Origin of the sequence: Comamonas odontotermitis (assembly GCF_020080045.1) — a bacterium.
GTDB classification, from domain to species: domain Bacteria; phylum Pseudomonadota; class Gammaproteobacteria; order Burkholderiales; family Burkholderiaceae_C; genus Comamonas; species Comamonas odontotermitis.
The window spans coordinates 227,184-248,121 of record NZ_CP083452.1 but is presented as its reverse complement, the minus strand read 5'-3'; the positions used below and the strand labels follow the sequence as shown (position 1 = coordinate 248,121).

Below are 20,938 nucleotides of genomic sequence, written 5' to 3'. Positions count from 1 at the left end.
ATGATCGGGCCCATTGCATCCCCGCATTCCCGCGCCAGACAGGAGACCGCCGTGCGCCAGCCCCCTACCCATTTGCCTGCAGCCCCGCAAGCCGACCCCGCCGAACTGGCTGAATGGTGTGAGGCCTTCGATGGACTGCTTGCCGTCTATGGCGCAACACAGGGCAAGGAGCAGGCAGCCGCACTGCTGGATGCGCTGCTTGCCCATGCCCGCAAGCGCCATGTGGCGTGGAAGCCTTCGGGCAACACGCCGTATGTCAACACCATCACCGTAGATGAGCAACCGCCCTATCCGGGCGATGTGGACCTGGAAAAAAGACTCTCTGCCATCCTGCGCTGGAATGCACTGGCTATGGTGGTGCGCGCCAATGCCGCGCATGGCGAGCTGGGTGGCCACATCGCCAGCTACGCATCGGCGGCCGATCTGTTCGAGACCGGCTTCAACCACTTCTTCCGCGCCGATGACGGCCACCAGGCCGCCGACCTGGTGTTCTTTCAGCCGCATTCGTCGCCCGGCGTGTATGCCCGCGCCTTTCTCGAGGGACGGCTGGGAGAAGACAACCTGAGCCACTACCGCCAGGAGCTGGTGGCCGCCAGCCAGGGCATTCAGGGCCTGTGCTCCTATCCGCACCCCTATCTGATGCCGGAGTTCTGGCAGTTTCCCACCGGCTCGATGGGCATCGGCCCCATCAACGCCATCTACCAGGCGCGCTTCATGCGCTACCTGGCGCACCGAGGCCTGGCCGACACCGCTGGCCGCAAGGTGTGGGGTTTTTTTGGCGACGGCGAAATGGACGAGCCCGAATCCATCGCGGCACTCACCCTCGCTGCCCGCGAAGGGCTGGATAACTGCATCTTCGTCATCAACTGCAACCTGCAGCGGCTCGACGGCCCGGTGCGCGGCAACGGCCGCATCGTCGATGAGCTGGAATCGCTCTTCAGCGGCGCGGGCTGGAACGTCGTCAAATGCCTGTGGGGCTCGGAATGGGATGCGCTTCTGGCACGCGACCACAGCCATGTGCTGGCACGCACCTTTGCGCACACGGTCGATGGCGAGTTCCAGACCCTGTCGGCCAACGATGGCGCCTTCAACCGCGAGCATTTCTTCAACCAGAGCCCCGAGCTGGCCGCCCTCGTCGCCCACCTCTCCGACAGCGACATCGACCGCCTGCGCCGGGGCGGACACGATCCGGTCAAGATCCATGCCGCCTTTGCCAGCGCCGCCGCGCACAGCGGCCAGCCCACCGTGGTGCTGGCCAAGACGATGAAGGGCTACGGCATGGGCAGCATCGGCCAGGGCCGCATGACTTCGCACCAGCAAAAGAAACTGGGCGCCGAAGACCTGCTCGCCTTCCGCGACCGCTTCAGCCTGCCGCTGACCGACGTACAGGCAACCTCTGCGGCCTTCCTCAAACCCGCCGACGGCAGCGCCGAGATGCGCTACCTGCATGCGCGCCGCCAGGCCCTGGGCGGTTTTCTGCCCGCACGCAAGACCCAGGCCCCGCAGGTGGCGGTGCCCAGCCTGCAGGCTACCGCACAGTTTGCGCTGGAGGCCGATGGCAAGCCCATGAGCACTACCATGGCCTTTGTGCGCCAGCTGGGCAACCTGCTCAAGGACAAGGAGCTGGGCCCGCGCATCGTTCCCATCGTGGCCGATGAAGCCCGTACCTTCGGCATGGCGGGGCTGTTCCGCCAGGTCGGCATCTATGCGCCGTTCGGCCAGCTGTACCAGCCGGAAGACAACGCATCGATGCTGCTGTACCGCGAAGAGACCACGGGCCAGATTCTGGAAGAAGGCATCAGTGAAGCCGGTGCCATCTCCTCATGGACAGCTGCGGCCACCAGCTACAGCACGCACGGCACCGCCATGCTGCCGTTTTTCATCTTCTACAGCATGTTCGGCTTCCAGCGCGTGGGCGATCTGATCTGGGCCGCTGCCGACCAGCGGGCACGCGGATTTCTGATCGGCGCAACCAGCGGCCGCACCACACTGGGCGGCGAAGGCCTGCAGCACCAGGATGGCAGCAGCCTGCTGACGGCCTCGACCGTGCCCAACTGCAAAAGCTACGACCCGGCCTTTGCCGGAGAGCTGGCCGTCATCATCGACCACGGCATGCACCGCATGCTGCAGCAGCAGTGCGACGAGTTCTACTACATCACCGTCACCAACGAAAACGTGGCCAACCCCAGCCTGCCGCCTGATGCGCACGAGGGCGTGGTGCGCGGCATGTACCTGCTGCAAGCTGGCAAAAAAGAGAGCACGCAGCGCGTGCAACTCCTGGGCAGCGGCGCCATCATGGGCGAAGTACTGAAAGCCGCCCGCATACTGGAGAGCGAGCATGGCGTGGCAGCAGATGTCTGGAGCGTGACCAGCTACACCGAGCTGGCACGCGATGGCGAGGCACAGCTCGAAGCCTGGCGCAACGCCCCGGATGGCCAGCCGCTGCAGCCCGGCTGGTTTGCCCAGCAGTTGCAGCACTCGCAAGGCCCCATCATCGCCGCCTGCGACTATGTGCGCGCCCTGCCCGAGCTGGTGCGCGCCTACCTGCCTGCCGATGCGCAGGGCCTGCCGCGCCAGCGCTATTACACGCTGGGCACTGATGGTTTCGGCCGCAGCGATTCGCGCGCTGCCCTGCGCCGCCACTTTGCGGTGGATGCGGCAGCCATCGTGCAGACCTATGTGCGCAGCCAGCAACAGTAAAGCTTGATCTGGGCAAAAAAGCCAAGCCATTGTGCGCAGCCGCCCAGGCCTGCACATCACGCCTGATGACTCCTGAATTGATAGCTATTGGCGCTTACCAGTTGAGCGCCAATGGCTATTTTCATGCAAATTCTGCCACCAACGGTCTGGCGTGCGGCGCAGTAATTGCCCCAATACCGCCCGTCGCTGTGCGTGCCAGTATCGGGCCATGCGGCTGCCGCATTGGAACAACATCACAACATCAGGAGCAACTATGCAACGCACACGCCTGGCGCAGGCCTTGGCCACCTTGGGACTGCTGGGTTTGACCGCCGCCATGGGCACGGCCCACGCGCAGGACAAGGTCAAGATCGGCTACATCTCCGACATGTCCAGCCTGTACGCTGACCTCGAAGGCAAGGGTGGCGCCACCGCCATTCAGATGGCCATCGATGATTTTGGCGGCAAGGTGCTGGGCAAGCCCATCGAGCTGCTCACCGTCGACCACCAGAACAAGGCCGACATTGCCGCCAGCAAGGCGCGCGAGTGGATCGACACGCAGAACCTGACGATGATCTTCAGCGGCACCAACTCTGGCACCGCCCTGGCGCTGGCCAAGGTGGCGGACGAGAAAAAACGCGTGATGATCAACAACGGCGCTGGCTCCTCCGCCCTGACGAACGAGGCCTGCACCCCTTACTCGGTGCACTATGCCTATGACACCGTGGCCCTCTCCAAGGGTGCGGCAGGCGCCATCGTCGACAACGGCGGCAAGAACTGGTTCTTTCTGACCGCCGACTATGCCTTCGGCCATGCGATGGAAGCCGATGCCTCCAAGGTTGTCAAGGCCAAGGGTGGTGCCGTGGCAAGCGCCGTGCGCCATCCGCTCAATGCGTCGGATTTCTCGTCCTTCCTGCTGCAGGCACAGAACTCCAAGGCCCAGGTACTGGCGCTTGCCAATGCAGGTGGCGACACCATCAACGCCATCAAGGCCGCCAAGGAATTCGGCATCGACAAATCGATGAAGATCGCACCGTTGCTCGTCTTCTACAGCGACATCCACAGCCTGGGGCTGAAGAACACGGCGGGCATGCAGTTCGTCACCAGCTGGTACTGGGACATGAACGACGCATCGCGCAAGTTCGCCGATGCCTACATGAAGAAAACCCAGCGCCGCCCCACCGAAATCCAGGCCGCCGACTACTCGGCCACCATGAACTACCTCAAGGCCGTGCAGGCTGCCGGCACCACCGATGCCGACAAGGTGATGGAAACCTGGCGCGGCATGAAGATGGACGACTTCTTCGCCTCGGGCTCCATCCGCGCCGACGGCAGCTACATCCACGACATGTACCTCGTTCAGGTCAAGACGCCACAGGAATCCAAGGGCACCTGGGACTACTACAAGATCGTCAAAAAGCTGCCCGGCGACGAGGTGTTCACCACCAAGGAAGAAACCAAGTGCGCGCTGTGGAAGTGACCTGACACGTTCTTACGCCCCCATGCCTGGCGCCTGCCAGGCATTTTTCTTGCCAAAGGGCACTTGGCGCCCAATGCCTTCCTTCACCCCGCACGGCAGCGAAAGTGCAGACCTGCGAAGCGGGCGACAGGCCATTTTTCATCGTCCCCCATAATGGGACTGCAATCCGCAGAAAAGGAATTCCCATGCCCCATTCTCCCAATGCCGATTTCGACTCCCTCCTGCCCGGCCGCGCGACTGCGGCAGGCAGCACACGCCGCAGCGCGCTGCAGATGGCACTGGGCGTGGGCTACGCCGCAGCCGCTGCGCCTGTCATGGCACAAACGGCCATCAAGACATCCGATGCAGGCCTGACGGCGGGCACCATCCAGTACACGGTCGATGGCTTTCAGGTCAGCGCGTACCGCGCGGCGCCCGAGGGCAAAGCCAATCTGCCGGTGATCCTGGTGATCCAGGAAATCTTTGGCGTGCATGATTACATCGCCGACACCTGCAGGCGTCTGGCCAAGCTGGGGTATCTGGCCATTGCCCCCGAACTGTTTGCCCGGCAGGGCGACCCGCGCAAGTACACCGAAATCAGCCAATTGCAGGCCGAATTGGTCAGCAAGGTGCCCGACGCACAGGTGATGAAAGACCTGGATGGCGCGCTGGAATGGGCCGCTGCCAATGGCGGCGATGTAAGCCGCGCGGGCATCACCGGCTTTTGCTGGGGTGGCCGTATCACCTGGCTGTATGCGGCCACCGGCAAGGTGAAAGCCGGTGTGGCCTGGTATGGCCGCCTGGAAGGCACCGCAGGCAGCCTGCAGCCCAAGCACCCGACCGATATTGCGGCCGATCTGAAGGCACCCGTGCTCGGCCTGTACGGCGGCAAGGACCAGGGCATTCCGCTGGATTCCGTCGATGTGATGAAGCAGGACCTGCAAAAAGCCGCCAGCGCAGGCAACGCTGCTGCTGGAGCCTCCAGCTTCCACATCTACCCTGACGCTGGCCACGCCTTCCACGCCGACTACCGCCCCAGCTACCGCAAGGACGCTGCAGAAGACGGCTGGAAGCGCATGCAGGACTGGTTCAAGGCCAAGGGCGTTGCATAGGCCCGGGCAAGTCCTGTTCAAACAAAAATAGCTGCCAGCGCTTTACTATTCAGCGCTGGCAGCTATTATTTTTATATCGTTGAGCACCCCGAATCCAGGCTAGCTGCAGCGAGCCTGGGATTTGCAGCAAGCTCAATTCAGCGGGTTGTCACGCCAGAACAGATCCCACGGGTCCATTTCCTTGCCATCCGGCCAGCGGCACAAGGTGTTCTTGCCCTTGGGGGTGTCGACCAGGGAGCCCCCCATCTGCACGCAGTAGGCCGAAGCCGGGCTGCGCGGGCCCTTGTATGTGGTGGCGTACGACTCCTGCTTTTTCTCGTTGGGGTCCTCCAGAGGCTTGAGGCCGGACGTGCTGGTACAGGCTGCCAGCGCCGCAAACGCCAGCAGCGCAGCAGTGCCTTTTGCAAAGCGAGCGATCAAAATCTTCTCCATTCCTTCTAGCAGCAGCCAGGCATTGAAGCGCCTTGGCGGGCTGCGTTGCAGATGGGCCCATTATCCCAAAGCAGCATCAGTCCCTGAGCCATTGCCGCAGACGCGGATAAATGGGTGCACCAACCGCCAGATCCGGGCCCGGCAACCAGGCGAGACCCGCATGCACGAGGCCCGATGCCCCTAGATAGATACCCATCTCAAAATTGATGCGCAGGCCAGTGGCATGGCCACGGTAACCGCCTTCATGGAACAGCACCTGTGACGGCAGTTGAAGGTGCGTGAGTGCCGCCCAGGCCCACGCGGTGGCCTCGGTCTCTCCGCCATGCTCGATGACGGGTAGCTGCGCCAGGGCGTCGTCCATACGAGGCCGCAAGGCGGCAGGCACCACCGCCAGATGCCCCGCTTCGTGCAACAGGTCACCAGGCCAGCGCAGTTGCAGCCGATCCACCACCAGCCCGCCTTGCACAATGCGAATGCCTGGCAGAAAGCAGTCGCCGGGCAGAAGCTCCTCGCGTACCTCCAGACCGATCTGCCGCAGAAACTGCAGGATGCGCTCGGTGGCCTGCGCATCGGTCAAGGCAGCCGCGCCGGCGCTCATTGGTCCAGCAGGCTTCGCACGCGCTCCTGCAGACGCGCTGGCTGGCACTGTTCGGGCGGCAAGGGCTCGCCGACGCGCAGCGTCACCCGGTTGAACAGGCCACGGCGGAAAGGCCGGGTCATGGCGCCCTTCGGCTCCACCCGGCTGAAGTACGAACCCCACAGATTCGACAGCGCCATCGGCACCACCGGAACCTGCAGGCCATCGGCCTTCGCCTGTTCCAGAATCTTCATCATGCCGCCCTTGAACTCCTGCAACTGGCCGTCACGGGTAATCGCCCCTTCGGGGAAGATAGCCAACAGGTCGCCTTCACGCAACACCTGGGCGGCGCGGGCAAAGGCTGCTTCGTACACGGCGGGGTCTTCCTTCTGCGGCGCGATCGGAATGGCCTTGCACAGGCGGAACAACCAGCCCAGCAGCGGAGTGCGGAAGATGCGGTAATCCATCACGAAATGGATGGGACGCGGGCTCGCTGCCATCAGCAGGATCGGGTCCACAAAGCTCACATGGTTGCAGGTGAGCAGCGCCGGTCCGTCCGTGGGAATGTGGTGCGCGCCCGCCACCCTGAACCGGTAGACCAGGTGCGTGGCCACCCAGGCCACGCAGCGCAGCAGGTATTCCGGCACCAGGAAGAAGATATATCCCGCCACGATGGCATTGGCGATGCCGGTCATCAAAAATATCTGTGGCACGCTGAAACCCGCTCCCAGCAATGCGCCCGCGCTGACGGAGCTGGCAATCATGAACAGCGCATTGAGAATATTGTTGGCCGCGATGATGCGGGCACGGTGCGTAGGCTGGCTGCGCATCTGGATGAGCGCATACATGGGAACACTGTAGAGACCCGCAAACAGCGACAGCAGCAGCAGATCGGCCATCACCCGCCAATGGGCCGGCTGCGAGATGAAGGCCCCCACATCCATCAGCGGCGCCGCGGGCAGGCTGCGCGAAGCAAAGTAGAGGTCGATTGCAAATACGCTCATGCCGATGGCCCCCATGGGCACGAGGCCGATTTCCACCTGGCGGCGCGACATCACCTCGCACAGCAGAGAACCGATGCCGATGCCGATGGAAAACACCACCAGCAGCAGCGATGCCACATGTTCGTTGCCGTGCAGCACTTCCTTGGCAAAACTGGGAAATTGGCTCAGGAACACGGCACCGAAGAACCACATCCAGCTGATGCCCAGCAGCGAGCGGAACACCACGACATTGCTCTTGGCCAGTTTGAGATTGCGCCAGGTCTCGGTCAGCGGGTTCCAGTTGATCTGCAGGCCTGGATCGGTGGCGGCCGCCACCGGCACGCCCTGGGCCATCAGACGACCCACCAGCGCCAAGGCGATGCAGGCAACAGCGACCGATGCGTGCCCGATCTGAGGCAGCGCCACCAGCAGACCGCCCACCACATTGCCCAGCAAAATGGCGACAAAGGTACCCATCTCGACCATGCCATTGCCGCCCGTCAACTCGTCATCGCGCAGCACCTGGGGCAGGTAGGCGTATTTGACCGGGCCGAACAAGGTGGAATGCACCCCCATCAGGAACACGCAGGCCAGCAGGATCACCGGGCTCTCGATCCAGAAGCCGATACCTGCAATCAGCATGATGCCGATTTCCAGATCCTTCACAAAGCGGATCATCCGGTGCTTGGGAAACTTGTCGGTGAGCTGCCCCGAGGTGGCCGACAGCAACAAAAACGGCAAAATGAACAAGGCGCCAATCACCAGGCCCGCCATGGAGGGTGGCATCCATGCCACCTGCAACTGGTAGGTGACCATCACCGTGAAGGCGAACTTGAACAGGTTGTCATTGGCCGCGCCGGCAAACTGGGTCCAGAAAAATGGCGCAAAGCGGCGTTGGCCCAACAAGGCAAACTGATTGGGGTGGGCGGGCGCATCCGCAGCGGCGCTTGTTTCCTGACGGCTCATTTCCGGGGTCTCCTGGCTGGTGGTTTTGATCATGGCTGAGGCCCTTGCACCAGCGTGGGCCTGATTGTGCCTGCGGCAGACGCAGGCAGGCGCTCTGCGTTGCGCACACGCCGCACCATTATCAAAAGCGGCACCAGTGCCAGCGCTGCCGCTACATGCTTCAACGCATGGCCGCCCACCCAATGGTGGCTGATGCTCCAGACAAAGGAATCGCCCAACTCCAGCACCTTGGCCAGCGCATACCAGGCCACAACAGCCCCCCATGGCCACAACAATTGCCCTTCAGCGGCCCGCGCATTGACGGCAGAGAAACGTTGCCACAGCGCCACCGCCAGCAGCAGCACCATGCCTGCTCCCTGCAGCACCGCCCAGGGCAGCAACTGGCCGGTTTGCAGCCATACCCACAGCGACAGCGGCCCAAGCGCCAACACCAGCACGGCCGTCACCACAGCCGCACGCCGTGAAAGCACCGACTGCAGCGCCAGGGCCAGCACACCGGCAAACACGGGCACCATGCCCAGGCGATCCCAGAACACGCGCCAGTCATCAGGCATCAGGTGGTAATAGCTGGAGCCAGCCGCAGTGAGCAGCAGGCCGCCAAACACCAGGGCCAGCCAGGGGGGCGCGCTGTCGGCACGCACCGCAGCCGGCGCCTGCCACACGCCGCGCCACAGGCCCAGGACACCAATGAGCGCAAACGGCAAATTGCTGAGCACGTCCAGCGCGTTGCGCAGGCCCCATAGCGCGCGCTGGTCCGCAAAATCATGGTAGTGCGCAGCTTGTGGCACATAGGGGCCGAGGCAGGCCAGCGCCAGCAAAGCGGCGTAGCTCGCGTACAGCAGCCATTCGGCAGGTGTCACGCGATACAAGAGGGGTGAAGGCATGGATGTATCGGTCATGGCCGCCACTGTGGCGAGGTGCCATCACGGCGTCTCGAATTCATGCAGTGATCGCCTATGATGGCGCCCAGAGTAGCAATTTTCGATACTATTTCGCAAAATCCATGAGCACCACTGCTGACCTGGTCACCGCCCTCAAGAAAGAACTCAAAGCCGCACAGATGACCTATGCCGACCTGGCCGATGCGCTGGGCATGGCGGAGTCGAGCGTCAAGCGCATGCTGGCCAAAGGCGATATGCCGCTGTCGCGCATCGATGCCATCTGCCATGTGCTGCGGCTGGACTTTGCTGACCTTGCGCGCCGGGTAGCCGACAACCAGCCGCTGATCAAGGAGCTGACGCAGCAGCAGGAGCAGGCGGTGATTGCCGACAAGAAGCTGCTGCTGATGGCCATCTGCGTGCTCAGCCAGTGGACGCTGGAGCAGGTGCTGGCCACCTACCGCCTGACCGAGGCCGAAGGCATCAAGTACCTGGCACAGCTGGACCGCATCGGCATCATCGAGCTGCGGCCAATGAACCGCTATCGCCTCAAGCTGGCCAAGACCTTCCGTTGGCGCCCGCATGGCCCGGTGATGGAGTACTTCCGCGAGAACGCGCTGCACGATTACTACTCTGGTACCTTCGACAAGGCGGGCGAAGGCCTGATGCTGGTACACGGCTCGATCAGCCGCACCCTGGCCCCTGCCTTTCTGGAGCGGCTGCAACGGGTGGCGCAGGACTTTGCCCAGCAGCATTTGACTGACCAGCGCCTGTCTGAGAAGGAGCGCGAAGGCTATACCCTGCTGCTGGCGATGCGTGGGTGGGAGCTGTCAGTGTTCACCGCCATGCGCCGCACCGGAACCGGCGGCGAACGGTGAGTCTTGCGCTGTTGCCTCTGCAAGCCCTATCTTCAAAAACGATAGCTGCTTGCGCTTTTCCTTCAAGCGATCAGCAGGCATTTTTACTAAACTTCTTGCGTGAACACCAGCAACGCACCACTGTAGCGATGCAGTTGCTGGCCAGCGATTTCGCCCTGGCTGAAAAAGCCGATCAGCGGAATATCGCCCAGCACATGGTGCAACAGCTCCAGTTCGCCGTTCTCCGCGCCAAAATAGCCACCGCCGCGGCCCGTGCAACTGATATAGATGGCGCCGGCAATGGCACGCTCCTGTACCGCCTCCGGCACGCCTTCTGCCTCAACAGAAAGCTGTGAGCCGCCCGCCAACAGCGGCTGGCCATTGGCGGGCGCCAGCGATTCACGCAGTTCAGCACACATGCGCAACAGGTCGGCGCGAGCGGCGGTCCAATTGCGCTGGCAAAAGCGCAGATACTTCTGCTCCAGCGCCGATTCGGGCAGCACGATCCCGCCTCGGCGTGTATCCACGCCCAGCAGTGAACAGACGCGTGCCTGCGGTGGCAGTTGTCCTTCGTACACGCTTTGAGGGTGGTCAATATTCTCCAGGGCCACCTGCATGTTGCGCATCTTGCGCGTCGCCAGCTCCGGATGGGTGTCCATGCGCACCAACATGATCTCCTCCAGCACCTCCAGCGCCGGGCGCCCGTCCAGCGACAGCAGCACATTGTCCTGCAAGGCAGTGATGCGCATCCGCCCGCCGATTGGCTGGCAGCCCTGGGTCACGGACTGCAGGGCCGCTGCATCTGCACCGAAGGCAAGGCCCGAGATCCCGCCATGAAACACGCCGCTGTGCCGGGGCTCCAGCGCTTTGCTCCACGCCAGTTGCAAGGGGGGCGCCGAGCCGGAGCACAACCCGCCCAGCAATTGACCAGCCCCGGTGCGGGCAGCCAGTTCCTGCAGCAGATCTGGCAAATCATGCAGGTTGGCATCTGCATGTACCAGCGCCTGTTGCCACGTGCTGAAAAGCGCGGCAGAAGCGCCGTGAGGAACGCCCCCCTCCGAGCGCAAGGGCGCAATGCCGGAAAACACTCGATACGCGTGGCGCGGTAGATCCAGCAGCATCACGGCCAGTGCAGGCTCGGTCAGGTATTCCGCACGCGTCGCCATGACGCCAGCCCCCACGGCGCCCGACCAGTCGCTCACTTCGGGGAATTCATCCTGCAAGGCTTCGAGCAACGCCTCGGCGTGGCTGGCAAAGGCGTCACTGAAATATGCAACCCCCAGGCTGGGATTGCGGGCATAGCCGCTCTGCGCCATGCGACCGCGTATCTGTGCCACCACCAGCGAGACGGCCATGCGCCAATCGGGGTGGGTGGCGTGACCATAGGGAAACCGTTTCATGCGGATCATTCTACGGTCCGGCCGGCACCATGGCGGTGTCAGCCATGACCGCTTCGGGGTCGCCGCAAAACGGAACTGCGGTCGTGGCCCGCCCGCAGACCAGTGCCTATTTTCGACCGGACACCGGTTTCTTGGCCGCAGCGCGCTTGGCGGGAGCCCATGGCGCCGCAGCCTTGCCTGCTGGCGCCTTCGCTGCCGGCTTCCTGGCAACGGGGCTCTTGGCCTTCGCCTTGGTGGCTGCGCCACCTGTCGCACCCATCGCCTCCATCGCCGTGGCAGCCGCTTCCTGCGTGGTGGCCGCATGCTGCATGGCGTGCTGGGTCACATCCTGCACGGCCTGCTGCGCGATGTGCTGAAACTGCTGGGTCAGGGCGCTCCACCACTGCAGGGGATCTGCACCTGTACCGCCAGAAGCATTGGCAGTCACGCCCGGGCCATCCTTTTTGGTGGATGCATCCGGGGGCGCGCTTGCGGCCACAGGCGGCTTTGCAGCGAGGGGCGGAACCTCCTGTGCGGCAGGCGCCTTTGGTGCGGCGCCCTTCTGCCCGGCCGTCGCAGCCTCCGCGCCCGAGCCGTTGGCGAACTGCTGCCAGTTCTGCACCACCGAAGTGGCCCAGTTCTCCACGGGAACGTTCATCGTCTGGAGTGCAGAAAGTGTCATCTTCTGCACTTCCATCGCTTGGATCGTGGCCGCCAGGGCACGCTGGTTCTGCTCCAGCCAGAACAACACGGTTTTGAGCTCGCCAATGCGCTTTTCGAGGTCGTCCACGCTCATGGTCGGGGCCACCCAGTCACTCCATTGGGGAAATGCCGAGGCGCTGCTTGCCACTCCGCCCTGGGCCAGTTTCTGCAAAAAATCAAAGCCGGGTGCAAAAGGATTGAATGAATCGCTGCTCGTCGCCATGAAAATAGCCTCCTGTTGTTGCCGCTGTTTCCGCCCAAGGCGTTGTGGCAGCTTATCCGATCGGCTGACCGCTGGCTATCCGCTTCTCCATCCAGGTTTCCCTCTATGCAAAGCCTCTTTCACCTTGCCTTCCACGTCCACGATCTGAATGCCGCACGACAGTTCTACGGCGCCACTCTGGGCTGCACCGAGGGCCGCAGTACCGATACATGGGTGGATTTCGATTTTTTCGGCCATCAGATCTCATGCCATCTCGGCAAGCCGTTCGAGACCACCAACACCGGCCATGTGGGCGACCACCTGGTGCCCATGCCGCATTTTGGTCTGGTGCTGGAGTTGCAGGATTGGCAGCAATTGGCGCAGCGCCTGCGTGATGCGCATACCCAATTCGTGCTAGAGCCCCAGGTGCGCTTCGAAGGACAGCCGGGCGAGCAGTGGACGATGTTCTTCTACGACCCTTCAGGCAACCCGATTGAGGTCAAGGGCTTCCGGTCACTGAAGCAGCTGTATGCCAACTGACGGCGGTATGACATTGGCAGCAACTCAGCCTACCAATGTGCCCAGCGCTCTGCTGAATGGCGGGCACAAAAAAGCCAGCTGGAAAGCTGGCTTTTGATGTTCTGGTTGCGCGAGAAGGATTTGAACCTCCGACCTTTGGGTTATGAGCCCAACGAGCTACCAGACTGCTCCATCGCGCACCGCAATTATAGCGCGATATGGGGTGGCATTTCTGGAGTCTTGCGCTTTTCCTGATTATTTTCGCAGCTGCAACTTTGATAGCGCGTCCATGACAGGTCCGGCTGGAATGACGAACCGCCTGCAGAGAGGGCGAACTGCTCGCAGCAACAACAAAAAAGCCAGCTGAAAAGCTGGCTTTTGGTGTTCTGGTTGCGCGAGAAGGATTTGAACCTCCGACCTTTGGGTTATGAGCCCAACGAGCTACCAGACTGCTCCATCGCGCACCGCAATTATAACCCAGCGATTTCCTTGATATGAAGTCCATTGCCATATTTTGGAAATATTTTGCACTGCAGCATCTGAAGCCTCGGTCCAAGCGGGTCCAAGCAGGAATCCATCTTCCTGCAGGTCACGAAAGCCGCTGCACCACCCACATATAAGCAGCCAAAAAGAAAAAGCCCACCGAAGTGGGCTCTCTCCTCAGCTTTGCAAAAATTGCGAAAGCTTATTCAGCAGCGGCTTCACCGGCTTCTTCAGCGCGGTCCACCAGCTCGACAAACGCCATAGGAGCGTTGTCACCCACACGGTAACCCATCTTCAGGATACGGGTGTAGCCGCCAGGACGGTTCGCCGAGCGAGGACCCAGCACGTTGAACAGCTTGGTGACGCTGTCGCGGTCACGCAGACGGTCAAACGCCAGACGACGGTTGGCAACGGTGTCCACCTTGGCCAGGGTGATCATGGGCTCGATCACCTTGCGCAGTTCCTTGGCCTTGGGCACAGTGGTCTTGATGGCTTCGTGCTCGATGAGCGAATTCATCATGTTTTGCAGCATCGCCTTACGGTGAGACGAGGTGCGGTTCAGTTTACGGAGGCCGTGTCCGTGACGCATGGTGCTTTTCCTTTTAAATCATTGATTCAATCAAACAGCCGTATCAGGTACTGTCTGACGCACTACAAATGGGCTTTCCCGAAACGGGAAGCCCGTCATTATAACTTAACGCTTTTCCAGACCGGCAGGTGGCCAGTTTTCAAGCTTCATGCCCAGCGTCAGACCACGGGAAGCCAGGACTTCCTTGATCTCGTTGAGCGACTTGCGACCCAGGTTAGGCGTCTTGAGCAACTCGTTCTCGGTGCGCTGGATCAGATCACCGATGTAGTAGATGTTCTCAGCCTTCAGGCAGTTGGCAGAACGCACGGTCAGCTCCAGCTCATCCACAGGACGCAGCAGGATCGGATCGAACGTGGCGTTGTTACGTGCCTGGCCACCAGGTTGGTCGAACACGTCGAGCGCGCCACCTTCCAGTTGGGCAAACACAGCCAGCTGCTCCACTAGGATCTTGGCCGACGAGCGCACTGCATCTTCTGCAGCGATGGCGCCGTTGGTTTCGATCTCGAGAACCAGCTTGTCCAGATCGGTACGCTGTTCCACACGAGCGGATTCCACCGTGTAGCTCACGCGCTTAATAGGCGAGAACGATGCGTCCAGCACGATGCGGCCGATCGACTTGGTCGACTCGTCACCGTAGCGGCGGACGTTACCGGGCACATAGCCACGGCCCTTTTCCACCTTGATCTGCATGTCCAGCTTGCCGCCTTGCGACAGGTTGGCAATGATGTGATCAGGGTTGATGATTTCAACGTCGTGCGGCGTCTGGATATCAGCGGCCGTCACCACACCTTCGCCATCCTTGCGCAGGCTCAGGGTGACTTCATCACGGTTGTGCAGCTTGAAGACCACGCCCTTGAGGTTCAGCAAGATGTTGACCACATCTTCCTGGACGCCATCGATGGACGAGTATTCGTGCAGCACGCCTGCAATGGTTACTTCCGTCGCTGCATAACCCACCATGGACGACAACAGAACACGGCGCAGGGCATTGCCCAGAGTGTGGCCATAACCACGCTCGAACGGCTCCAGCTCCACCTCGGCACGATTGTGGCCCAGCTGTTCTACGTTGATTGTCTTGGGTTTCAGCAAATTGGTTTGCATGCAAACTTCCTCTCAATACCCCCGGCTCGTTACACCGGTAAGGCTGGTGAAGCACCAGAACCGCGATGCCTCGCGGTTCTGGGACGGATACTTCTGCAGTCGAAAACCGACCGTCGGAATTAACGGGAATACAGTTCGACGATCAGCGATTCGTTGATGTCAGCGCCGAATTCGTCGCGGTCAGGAGCCTTCTTGAAGACGCCTTCAGCCTTGTCTGCCGACACTTCCACCCAAGCAGGGAAACCCACTTGGCCAGCCAGTTGCAGAGCTTCCACGATGCGGGCTTGCTTCTTGGACTTTTCGCGCACGGCAACCACATCGCCTTCCTTGACCAAGTAGGAAGAGATGTTGACGGATTGGCCGTTCACGGTGATTGCCTTGTGCGACACCAGCTGACGCGCTTCAGCACGGGTCGAACCGAAGCCCATGCGGTACACCACGTTGTCCAGACGGCTTTCCAGCAGGCTCAGCAGATTGGCGCCAGTGTTGCCACGACGACGATCGGCTTCAGCGAAGTAGCGGCGGAATTGCTTTTCCAGCACGCCGTACATGCGCTTGACCTTCTGCTTTTCGCGCAGTTGCAGACCGTAGTCGGAAGTGCGGGCACCCGAAGTGCGGCCATGTTGGCCTGGCTTGGTGTCCAGCTTGACTTTGTCCGCAATCGAGCGACGTGCGCTCTTGAGGAACAGGTCTACGCCTTCGCGGCGGGAAAGTTTGCCCTTAGGGCCAATAAAACGTGCCACTTGAATATCCTTTTTTCAGCTACCGCATAAATGCGGGAGCCGCCAGAGCACCATGCACTGGCGGCGGTGGGCTTATGGTGAATTAGATACGACGACGCTTTTGAGGGCGGCAGCCGTTGTGAGGCACTGGCGTCACATCGGAGATCGACGTGATGCGGATGCCCAACGCACCCAAGGCGCGAACCGAGGATTCACGACCTGGGCCTGGGCCCTTGATCTCGACGTCCAGGTTCTTGATACCTTGTTCCATGGCAGCACGGCCGGCCACTTCGGAAGCAACCTGGGCAGCAAAAGGCGTCGACTTGCGAGAGCCCTTGAAACCCTGGCCACCGGACGAAGCCCAAGACAGAGCATTGCCTTGGCGGTCGGTGATCGTGATGATGGTGTTGTTGAACGAAGCGTGAACGTGTGCAATACCGTCAGAAATGTTCTTGCGAACTTTCTTACGTACACGAGCAGCTGCGTTGTTTGCAGGAGACTTAGCCATTGTGTACCTTCAATCTCTTATTTCTTCAAAGCCGCTGCGCCCTTGCGCGGACCCTTGCGGGTACGGGCATTGGTGCGGGTACGTTGACCACGCATGGGCAGACCACGACGATGACGGAAACCGCGGTAGCAGCCGATGTCCATCAAACGCTTGATGTTCATCGTGGTTTCACGACGCAAGTCACCTTCCAGGGTCAGGTGAGCAATCGCGTCACGGATCTTTTCCAGATCAGCGTCCGTGAAATCCTTTACTTTCTTGGCGTAGTCGATACCCGTGGTTTCGCAGATCTTGCGAGCCGTGGTACGACCGATGCCATAGATAGCGGTCAGGCCGATCTCCGCATGTTGGTGCGGAGGAATGTTAATACCAGCAATACGTGCCATTTGCGTCCTCTAGTCTTTCAATCAACCTTGGCGCTGCTTGTGGCGCTGGTCGGTGCAGATCACGCGTACGACACCCTTGCGACGGATGATCTTGCAGTTACGGCAAATCTTCTTTACCGAAGCTGAAACTCTCATTTCATTCTCCTAAAACTTCCATCCGCTCCAGTCTGTGACGGCATTTCAAATTTTTAGCCCGAACAGACTGGAGGGCACACTTTCCTGTCGATCTCAGTTTTTGGCTGAGGCCTTGAAGTTCGCCTTCTTCAGAAGCGACTCATACTGCTGAGACATCATGTAGTTTTGTACCTGGGCCATAAAGTCCATAGTCACCACCACGATGATCAACAAGGAAGTGCCACCGAAATAGAACGGAACGTTGTACTTCAGGATCAAGAACTCTGGCAGCAGACACACAAAGGTGATGTAGATCGCCCCTGCAAGTGTCAAACGCACCAAAATCTTATCAATATAGCGTGCTGTCTGATCCCCTGGTCGAATACCGGGAATAAAGGCACCACTCTTCTTCAGGTTATCGGCCGTTTCGCGGCTGTTGAAAACCAGAGCCGTATAGAAGAAGCAGAAAAAGATGATCGCTGCGGCGTAGAGCATCACATAGATAGGTTGACCAGGAGTCAACGTACCAGCAATGTCCTTGAGCCAACGCATCGATTCGCCAGCGCTGAACCAGTTCACAACCGTAGCAGGCAGCAAGATGATCGACGAAGCGAAGATGGGAGGAATCACACCTGCCATGTTCAGCTTCAGCGGCAAGTGCGAAGACTGGCCACCATACACCTTGTTTCCAACCTGACGGCGCGCGTAATTCACCAGGATCTTGCGTTGACCGCGCTCGACAAACACGACGAAGTACGTCACGGCTGCCACCACGAGGACGATGAAGATCGCGGCAATGATGCTCATCGCACCAGTGCGCACCAATTCGAGCAAACCGCCGATGGAGCTGGGGAGACCCGCAGCAATACCAGCGAAGATCAGGATCGAGATCCCGTTGCCCAAACCACGCTCTGTGATCTGCTCACCCAACCACATCAGGAACATCGTACCGGCAGTCAGGCTGACCACAGCAGTAAGACGGAACCCGAATCCAGGGCTGAGAACCAAACCGGCGGTGCCTTCCAGCGCAACGGCAATGCCGAGTGACTGGAACAATGCAAGGGCCAGCGCACCGTAACGGGTGTACTGGGTGATCTTGCGACGGCCGGCTTCGCCCTCTTTCTTCATCTGCTCGAATGTCGGGACGACATAAGTCATCAATTGCATGATGATCGATGCCGAGATGTACGGCATGATCCCCAGTGCAAACACGGTGAAGCGCGAGAGCGCTCCGCCCGAGAACATGTTGAACAGATTGAGAATGCCACCCTGTTGGCTATTGAACAGCTGCTGCAACTGGTTTGGATCGATACCAGGCACCGGAATATGAGCCCCGATGCGGTAGACGATCAGCGCCAGCAACAGAAAAACCAAACGACGACGCAAATCGCCGTACTTACCGGTCTTTGCAATGGTTGCGGTGTTCGTAGCCACTGATGATTTCTTTCAGAAAAGGTTAGGCGATGCTGCCGCCAGCGGCTTCGATCGCAGCCTTGGCACCAGCGGTGGCACCGATGCCATTGAGCTTCACGGCCTTGGTGAGTTCACCAGCCTTGATCACCTTCACGACCTTGGCCAGCTGACCAACCAGGCCAGCTTGCTTCAGCACTGCCAGATCCACTTCTGCGGCGCCCAGGCGCTCCAGAGCAGCCAGCGACACTTCGGCGTTGAACTTCAGCGTGGTCGACTTGAAACCGCGCTTTGGCAAACGACGCTGCAGAGGCATTTGACCGCCTTCGAAGCCTACCTTGTGGTAGCCACCCGAACGCGACTTCTGACCCTTGTGGCCACGGCCGGCGGTCTTACCCAGACCCGAACCGATACCACGGCCCACGCGACGCTTGGCGTGCTTGGCACCTGCTGCAGGCTTGATGCTATTGAGTTCCATCATCAATCCTTTCAGAGAACCTTCACCAGGTAGGCGATCTTGTTAATCATGCCGCGCACTTCGGGGGTGTCCTTCAGTTCGCTGATGCTGTTCAGCTTGCGCAGACCCAGACCACGCACGGTGGCGCGGTGGTCTTGCTTGGTACCAATCGGGCTACGCACCAGTTGGACCTTCACAGTTTGTTGCGTTGTCATAGTGACGACTCCGATCAGGCGAACAGGTCTTCAACCGACTTGCCACGCTTTGCTGCCACTTCCGAAGGGGTCGTGGAATTGTTCAAAGCGTCGAAAGTGGCGCGAACCATGTTGTAGGGATTCGACGAACCGTGGCTCTTGGCCACGATATCGGTGATGCCCAGGACTTCGAAAACGGCGCGCATTGGGCCGCCGGCAATGATACCGGTACCCTTGGGAGCAGGAGCCAACATCACGTTGGCAGCGCCATGGTGACCCATCACGGTGTGATGCAGGGTGCCGTTCTTGAGCGACACCTTGATCATGTTGCGACGAGCTTCTTCCATAGCCTTCTGCACGGCAGCAGGCACTTCCTTGGACTTGCCCTTGCCCATGCCAACGCGGCCGTCACCGTCGCCAACCACGGTCAGTGCAGCGAAGCCGAGAATACGACCACCCTTCACAACCTTGGTGACGCGGTTCACCGCGATCATTTTTTCGCGCAAACCGTCGTCACGACCTTCGTCTTGCACTTTGGGGGAAAATTTAGCCATTTCTATCCACTCCGCTTAGAACTGCAGGCCGGCTTCGCGGGCTGCATCAGCCAGAGCCTTCACGCGGCCGTGGTATGCAAAACCTGCACGGTCGAAAGCAACCTTTTCAACGCCAGCTGCCTTCGCCTTTTCAGCGATGCGCTTGCCGATGAGAGTCGCTGCTGCGGTGTTGCCACCCTTGCCGGAAGCGCCCAGGTTGCTGCGCACTTCGGCTTCGGCCGTCGATGCAGTAGCGATTACCTTGGTGCCGTCGCCGGAAATGATCGTGGCATAGATATGGAGGTTCGTACGGTTCACCGTCAAACGCGCAACGCCTTGGTTGGCAATGCGGATGCGGGTCTGCAGGGAACGACGAAGACGCTGCTCTTTCTTGTTGAACATCATGCAGCTCCTTATTTCTTCTTAGTCTCTTTGATCGTGACCTTCTCATCCGAATAACGGATGCCCTTGCCCTTGTAAGGCTCGGGAGGACGAACGGCACGAATCTCTGCTGCCAGCTGACCAACACGTTGGCGGTCAGCACCCTTGATCACCACTTCCGTAGGGGTAGGGGTGGCAACGGTGATGCCAGCAGGCATTTCAAAGTTGACTGGGTGGGAGAAACCAACGCTCAGGTTCAGCTTGCTGCCAGAGGCTGCAGCCTTGTAACCCACGCCGACGAGAGACAGCTTCTTTTCGAAGCCCTTGCTCACACCAACCACCATGTTGTTCACCAGCTGACGCATGGTGCCGCTCATGGCGTTGGCTTCGCGGGAGTCGTTCACTGGCTCGAAAGCCAGCTTACCTTCGTTATTGGTCACCTTGACCAGGGCGTTAGGGGCCAGAGCCAGCGTACCGCCGGCGCCCTTCACGCTGATTTGGTCTTCCTTGATGGAGACATCCACACCTTGGGGGATGCTCACAGGCATTTTTGCTACGCGGGACATTTCAGTATTTCTCCTTCAATGCCACGGGTTAAGCCACATAGCAAAGCACTTCGCCGCCGACACCGGTAGCGCGCGCCTTGCGATCCGTCATCACGCCCTTGGGAGTGGTAACGATAGCAACGCCCAAGCCGTTTTGGACTTGAGGAATTGCATTGCGGCCCTTGTACACACGCAGGCCAGGACGGCTCACGCGCTCGATACGCTCGATCACTGGGCGACCGGCGTAGTACTTCAAGGTAATTGCGAGTTCAGACTTGCCATCTTCGGTCTTCACTTCGAAGCCGTCGATGTAACCCTCTTCCTTCAGCACCTGGGCGATGGCAACCTTCACTTTGGAAGATGGCACCGACACGGTGGCCTTGGACACCATTTGGGCGTTGCGGATACGGGTCAGCAAGTCAGCGATTGGATCACTCATGCTCATGTTTAATCTCCTGACTGCTTACCAGCTGGCCTTGGTCACGCCGGGGATGGCGCCGACAAATGCCAGTTCACGAATCTTGGCGCGGCCCAGACCGAATTGACGGAAGGTGCCACGGGGACGACCCGTGATTTCGCAACGTGCACGTTGACGATTGGGGTTTGCATTGCGAGGCAGCTTCTGCAGGCCCAGACGGGCTGCTTCACGCTCTTCGTCGGTGCGCTTGCTGTCACCGGCGATTGCCTTCAGTTCTGCATACTTGGCTGCGTACTTTGCAGCCAGCTTTTCACGCTTCAGTTCGCGTTGGATCAGTGCTTGTTTAGCCATGCAT

25 protein-coding genes and 2 tRNA genes are annotated in these 20,938 nt (G+C 60.3%); 5 read left to right on the top strand and 22 right to left on the bottom strand.

Features of this window, described 5'->3' with window-relative positions; translation table 11 throughout:
• From mdeB to LAD35_RS21425, 3 genes are all read left to right on the top strand, one after another.
• Complete coding sequence (gene mdeB, locus LAD35_RS21435; protein ID WP_377779302.1) at positions 1-2,700, top strand: alpha-ketoglutarate dehydrogenase; 2,700 nt, start codon at positions 1-3, stop codon at positions 2,698-2,700.
• 253 nt (positions 2,701-2,953) lie between these two features.
• Positions 2,954-4,159, top strand: a complete 1,206-nt coding sequence (locus LAD35_RS21430) for an ABC transporter substrate-binding protein (RefSeq protein WP_396022795.1) — start codon at positions 2,954-2,956, stop codon at positions 4,157-4,159.
• A 185-nt stretch (positions 4,160-4,344) separates the two neighbouring features.
• The gene (locus LAD35_RS21425) at positions 4,345-5,250 is read left to right on the top strand and encodes a dienelactone hydrolase family protein (protein WP_224152959.1); all 906 of its coding nucleotides are present in this window, start codon (positions 4,345-4,347) and stop codon (positions 5,248-5,250) included.
• A gap of 132 nt (positions 5,251-5,382) precedes the next feature.
• Here LAD35_RS21425 and LAD35_RS21420 read toward each other — a convergent pair whose 3' ends face one another.
• From LAD35_RS21420 to LAD35_RS21405, 4 genes are all read right to left on the bottom strand, one after another.
• A complete protein-coding gene (locus LAD35_RS21420; RefSeq protein ID WP_224152958.1) occupies positions 5,383-5,670 on the bottom strand; it encodes a DUF333 domain-containing protein in 288 nt (95 codons plus the stop codon).
• Between the two features lie 88 nt (positions 5,671-5,758).
• Positions 5,759-6,280: a hypothetical protein gene (locus tag LAD35_RS21415; protein WP_224152957.1), complete on the bottom strand. Its 522-nt coding sequence runs from the start codon at positions 6,278-6,280 to the stop codon at positions 5,759-5,761.
• Positions 6,277-8,208, bottom strand: a complete 1,932-nt coding sequence (locus LAD35_RS21410) for an MFS transporter (protein ID WP_224153215.1) — start codon at positions 8,206-8,208, stop codon at positions 6,277-6,279. The genes LAD35_RS21415 and LAD35_RS21410 overlap by 4 nt, the downstream gene beginning before the upstream one ends.
• A 29-nt stretch (positions 8,209-8,237) precedes the next feature.
• A complete protein-coding gene (locus LAD35_RS21405; RefSeq protein ID WP_224152956.1) occupies positions 8,238-9,092 on the bottom strand; it encodes a hypothetical protein in 855 nt (284 codons plus the stop codon).
• Positions 9,093-9,211: 119 nt separating this feature from the next.
• Here LAD35_RS21405 and LAD35_RS21400 point away from each other — a divergent pair, with 119 nt between their 5' ends.
• The gene (locus LAD35_RS21400; protein ID WP_184705485.1) at positions 9,212-9,964 is read left to right on the top strand and encodes a helix-turn-helix domain-containing protein; all 753 of its coding nucleotides are present in this window, start codon (positions 9,212-9,214) and stop codon (positions 9,962-9,964) included.
• Positions 9,965-10,050: 86 nt separating this feature from the next.
• On the opposite strand, the gene LAD35_RS21395 is transcribed toward LAD35_RS21400, so the two are convergent.
• Both LAD35_RS21395 and LAD35_RS21390 read right to left on the bottom strand, forming a co-directional pair.
• Positions 10,051-11,343, bottom strand: a complete 1,293-nt coding sequence (locus LAD35_RS21395; RefSeq protein WP_224152955.1) for an FIST signal transduction protein — start codon at positions 11,341-11,343, stop codon at positions 10,051-10,053.
• A gap of 106 nt (positions 11,344-11,449) precedes the next feature.
• Positions 11,450-12,247, bottom strand: a complete 798-nt coding sequence (locus tag LAD35_RS21390) for a PhaM family polyhydroxyalkanoate granule multifunctional regulatory protein (RefSeq protein ID WP_224152954.1) — start codon at positions 12,245-12,247, stop codon at positions 11,450-11,452.
• Between the two features lie 105 nt (positions 12,248-12,352).
• On the opposite strand from LAD35_RS21390, the gene LAD35_RS21385 reads away from it, so the two are divergent.
• Positions 12,353-12,766: a VOC family protein gene (locus tag LAD35_RS21385; protein WP_224152953.1), complete on the top strand. Its 414-nt coding sequence runs from the start codon at positions 12,353-12,355 to the stop codon at positions 12,764-12,766.
• A gap of 102 nt (positions 12,767-12,868) precedes the next feature.
• On the opposite strand, the gene LAD35_RS21380 is transcribed toward LAD35_RS21385, so the two are convergent.
• The 16 genes from LAD35_RS21380 to rpsN all read right to left on the bottom strand — a co-directional run bounded on the left by LAD35_RS21380 (position 12,869) and on the right by rpsN (position 20,934).
• Positions 12,869-12,945: transfer RNA gene (locus tag LAD35_RS21380), tRNA-Met, on the bottom strand.
• 187 nt (positions 12,946-13,132) lie between these two features.
• Positions 13,133-13,209, bottom strand: a tRNA-Met gene (locus tag LAD35_RS21375).
• A 221-nt stretch (positions 13,210-13,430) separates the two neighbouring features.
• On the bottom strand, positions 13,431-13,817 hold the full coding sequence (gene rplQ / locus LAD35_RS21370) for a 50S ribosomal protein L17 (RefSeq protein ID WP_224152952.1): 387 nt from the start codon (positions 13,815-13,817) through the stop codon (positions 13,431-13,433).
• Positions 13,818-13,922: 105 nt separating this feature from the next.
• Entirely contained in the window at positions 13,923-14,918 is a 996-nt protein-coding gene (locus LAD35_RS21365) for a DNA-directed RNA polymerase subunit alpha (RefSeq protein ID WP_224152950.1), read from the bottom strand.
• Positions 14,919-15,037: 119 nt separating this feature from the next.
• Positions 15,038-15,661 (bottom strand): 30S ribosomal protein S4, encoded by a 624-nt coding sequence (gene rpsD, locus LAD35_RS21360; protein WP_224152948.1) that lies wholly within the window; start codon positions 15,659-15,661, stop codon positions 15,038-15,040.
• A gap of 82 nt (positions 15,662-15,743) precedes the next feature.
• A complete protein-coding gene (rpsK, locus tag LAD35_RS21355) occupies positions 15,744-16,148 on the bottom strand; it encodes a 30S ribosomal protein S11 (RefSeq protein ID WP_054257670.1) in 405 nt (134 codons plus the stop codon).
• Positions 16,149-16,165: 17 nt separating this feature from the next.
• Positions 16,166-16,531 (bottom strand): 30S ribosomal protein S13, encoded by a 366-nt coding sequence (gene rpsM / locus LAD35_RS21350; protein WP_184705471.1) that lies wholly within the window; start codon positions 16,529-16,531, stop codon positions 16,166-16,168.
• Positions 16,532-16,552: 21 nt separating this feature from the next.
• A complete protein-coding gene (gene rpmJ, locus LAD35_RS21345) occupies positions 16,553-16,666 on the bottom strand; it encodes a 50S ribosomal protein L36 (protein WP_003050535.1) in 114 nt (37 codons plus the stop codon).
• A gap of 93 nt (positions 16,667-16,759) precedes the next feature.
• Positions 16,760-18,079, bottom strand: coding sequence for a preprotein translocase subunit SecY (gene secY / locus LAD35_RS21340; RefSeq protein ID WP_184705469.1), 1,320 nt, complete (start codon positions 18,077-18,079; stop codon positions 16,760-16,762).
• Positions 18,080-18,101: 22 nt separating this feature from the next.
• Complete coding sequence (gene rplO / locus LAD35_RS21335) at positions 18,102-18,533, bottom strand: 50S ribosomal protein L15 (protein WP_184705467.1); 432 nt, start codon at positions 18,531-18,533, stop codon at positions 18,102-18,104.
• Between the two features lie 11 nt (positions 18,534-18,544).
• Positions 18,545-18,727: a 50S ribosomal protein L30 gene (rpmD, locus tag LAD35_RS21330; protein ID WP_066475638.1), complete on the bottom strand. Its 183-nt coding sequence runs from the start codon at positions 18,725-18,727 to the stop codon at positions 18,545-18,547.
• Between the two features lie 14 nt (positions 18,728-18,741).
• Positions 18,742-19,260 (bottom strand): 30S ribosomal protein S5, encoded by a 519-nt coding sequence (rpsE, locus tag LAD35_RS21325; RefSeq protein WP_224152946.1) that lies wholly within the window; start codon positions 19,258-19,260, stop codon positions 18,742-18,744.
• A 15-nt stretch (positions 19,261-19,275) separates the two neighbouring features.
• Positions 19,276-19,641, bottom strand: coding sequence for a 50S ribosomal protein L18 (gene rplR / locus LAD35_RS21320; protein WP_184705463.1), 366 nt, complete (start codon positions 19,639-19,641; stop codon positions 19,276-19,278).
• Between the two features lie 11 nt (positions 19,642-19,652).
• Complete coding sequence (gene rplF / locus LAD35_RS21315; RefSeq protein WP_224152945.1) at positions 19,653-20,186, bottom strand: 50S ribosomal protein L6; 534 nt, start codon at positions 20,184-20,186, stop codon at positions 19,653-19,655.
• A gap of 28 nt (positions 20,187-20,214) precedes the next feature.
• The gene (rpsH, locus tag LAD35_RS21310) at positions 20,215-20,610 is read right to left on the bottom strand and encodes a 30S ribosomal protein S8 (protein ID WP_224152943.1); all 396 of its coding nucleotides are present in this window, start codon (positions 20,608-20,610) and stop codon (positions 20,215-20,217) included.
• Positions 20,611-20,628: 18 nt separating this feature from the next.
• Positions 20,629-20,934 carry a 30S ribosomal protein S14 gene (rpsN, locus tag LAD35_RS21305; protein ID WP_184705457.1) on the bottom strand — a complete coding sequence of 102 codons (306 nt, stop codon included), beginning with the start codon at positions 20,932-20,934 and terminating at the stop codon, positions 20,629-20,631.
• Positions 20,935-20,938 lie beyond the last annotated feature (4 nt).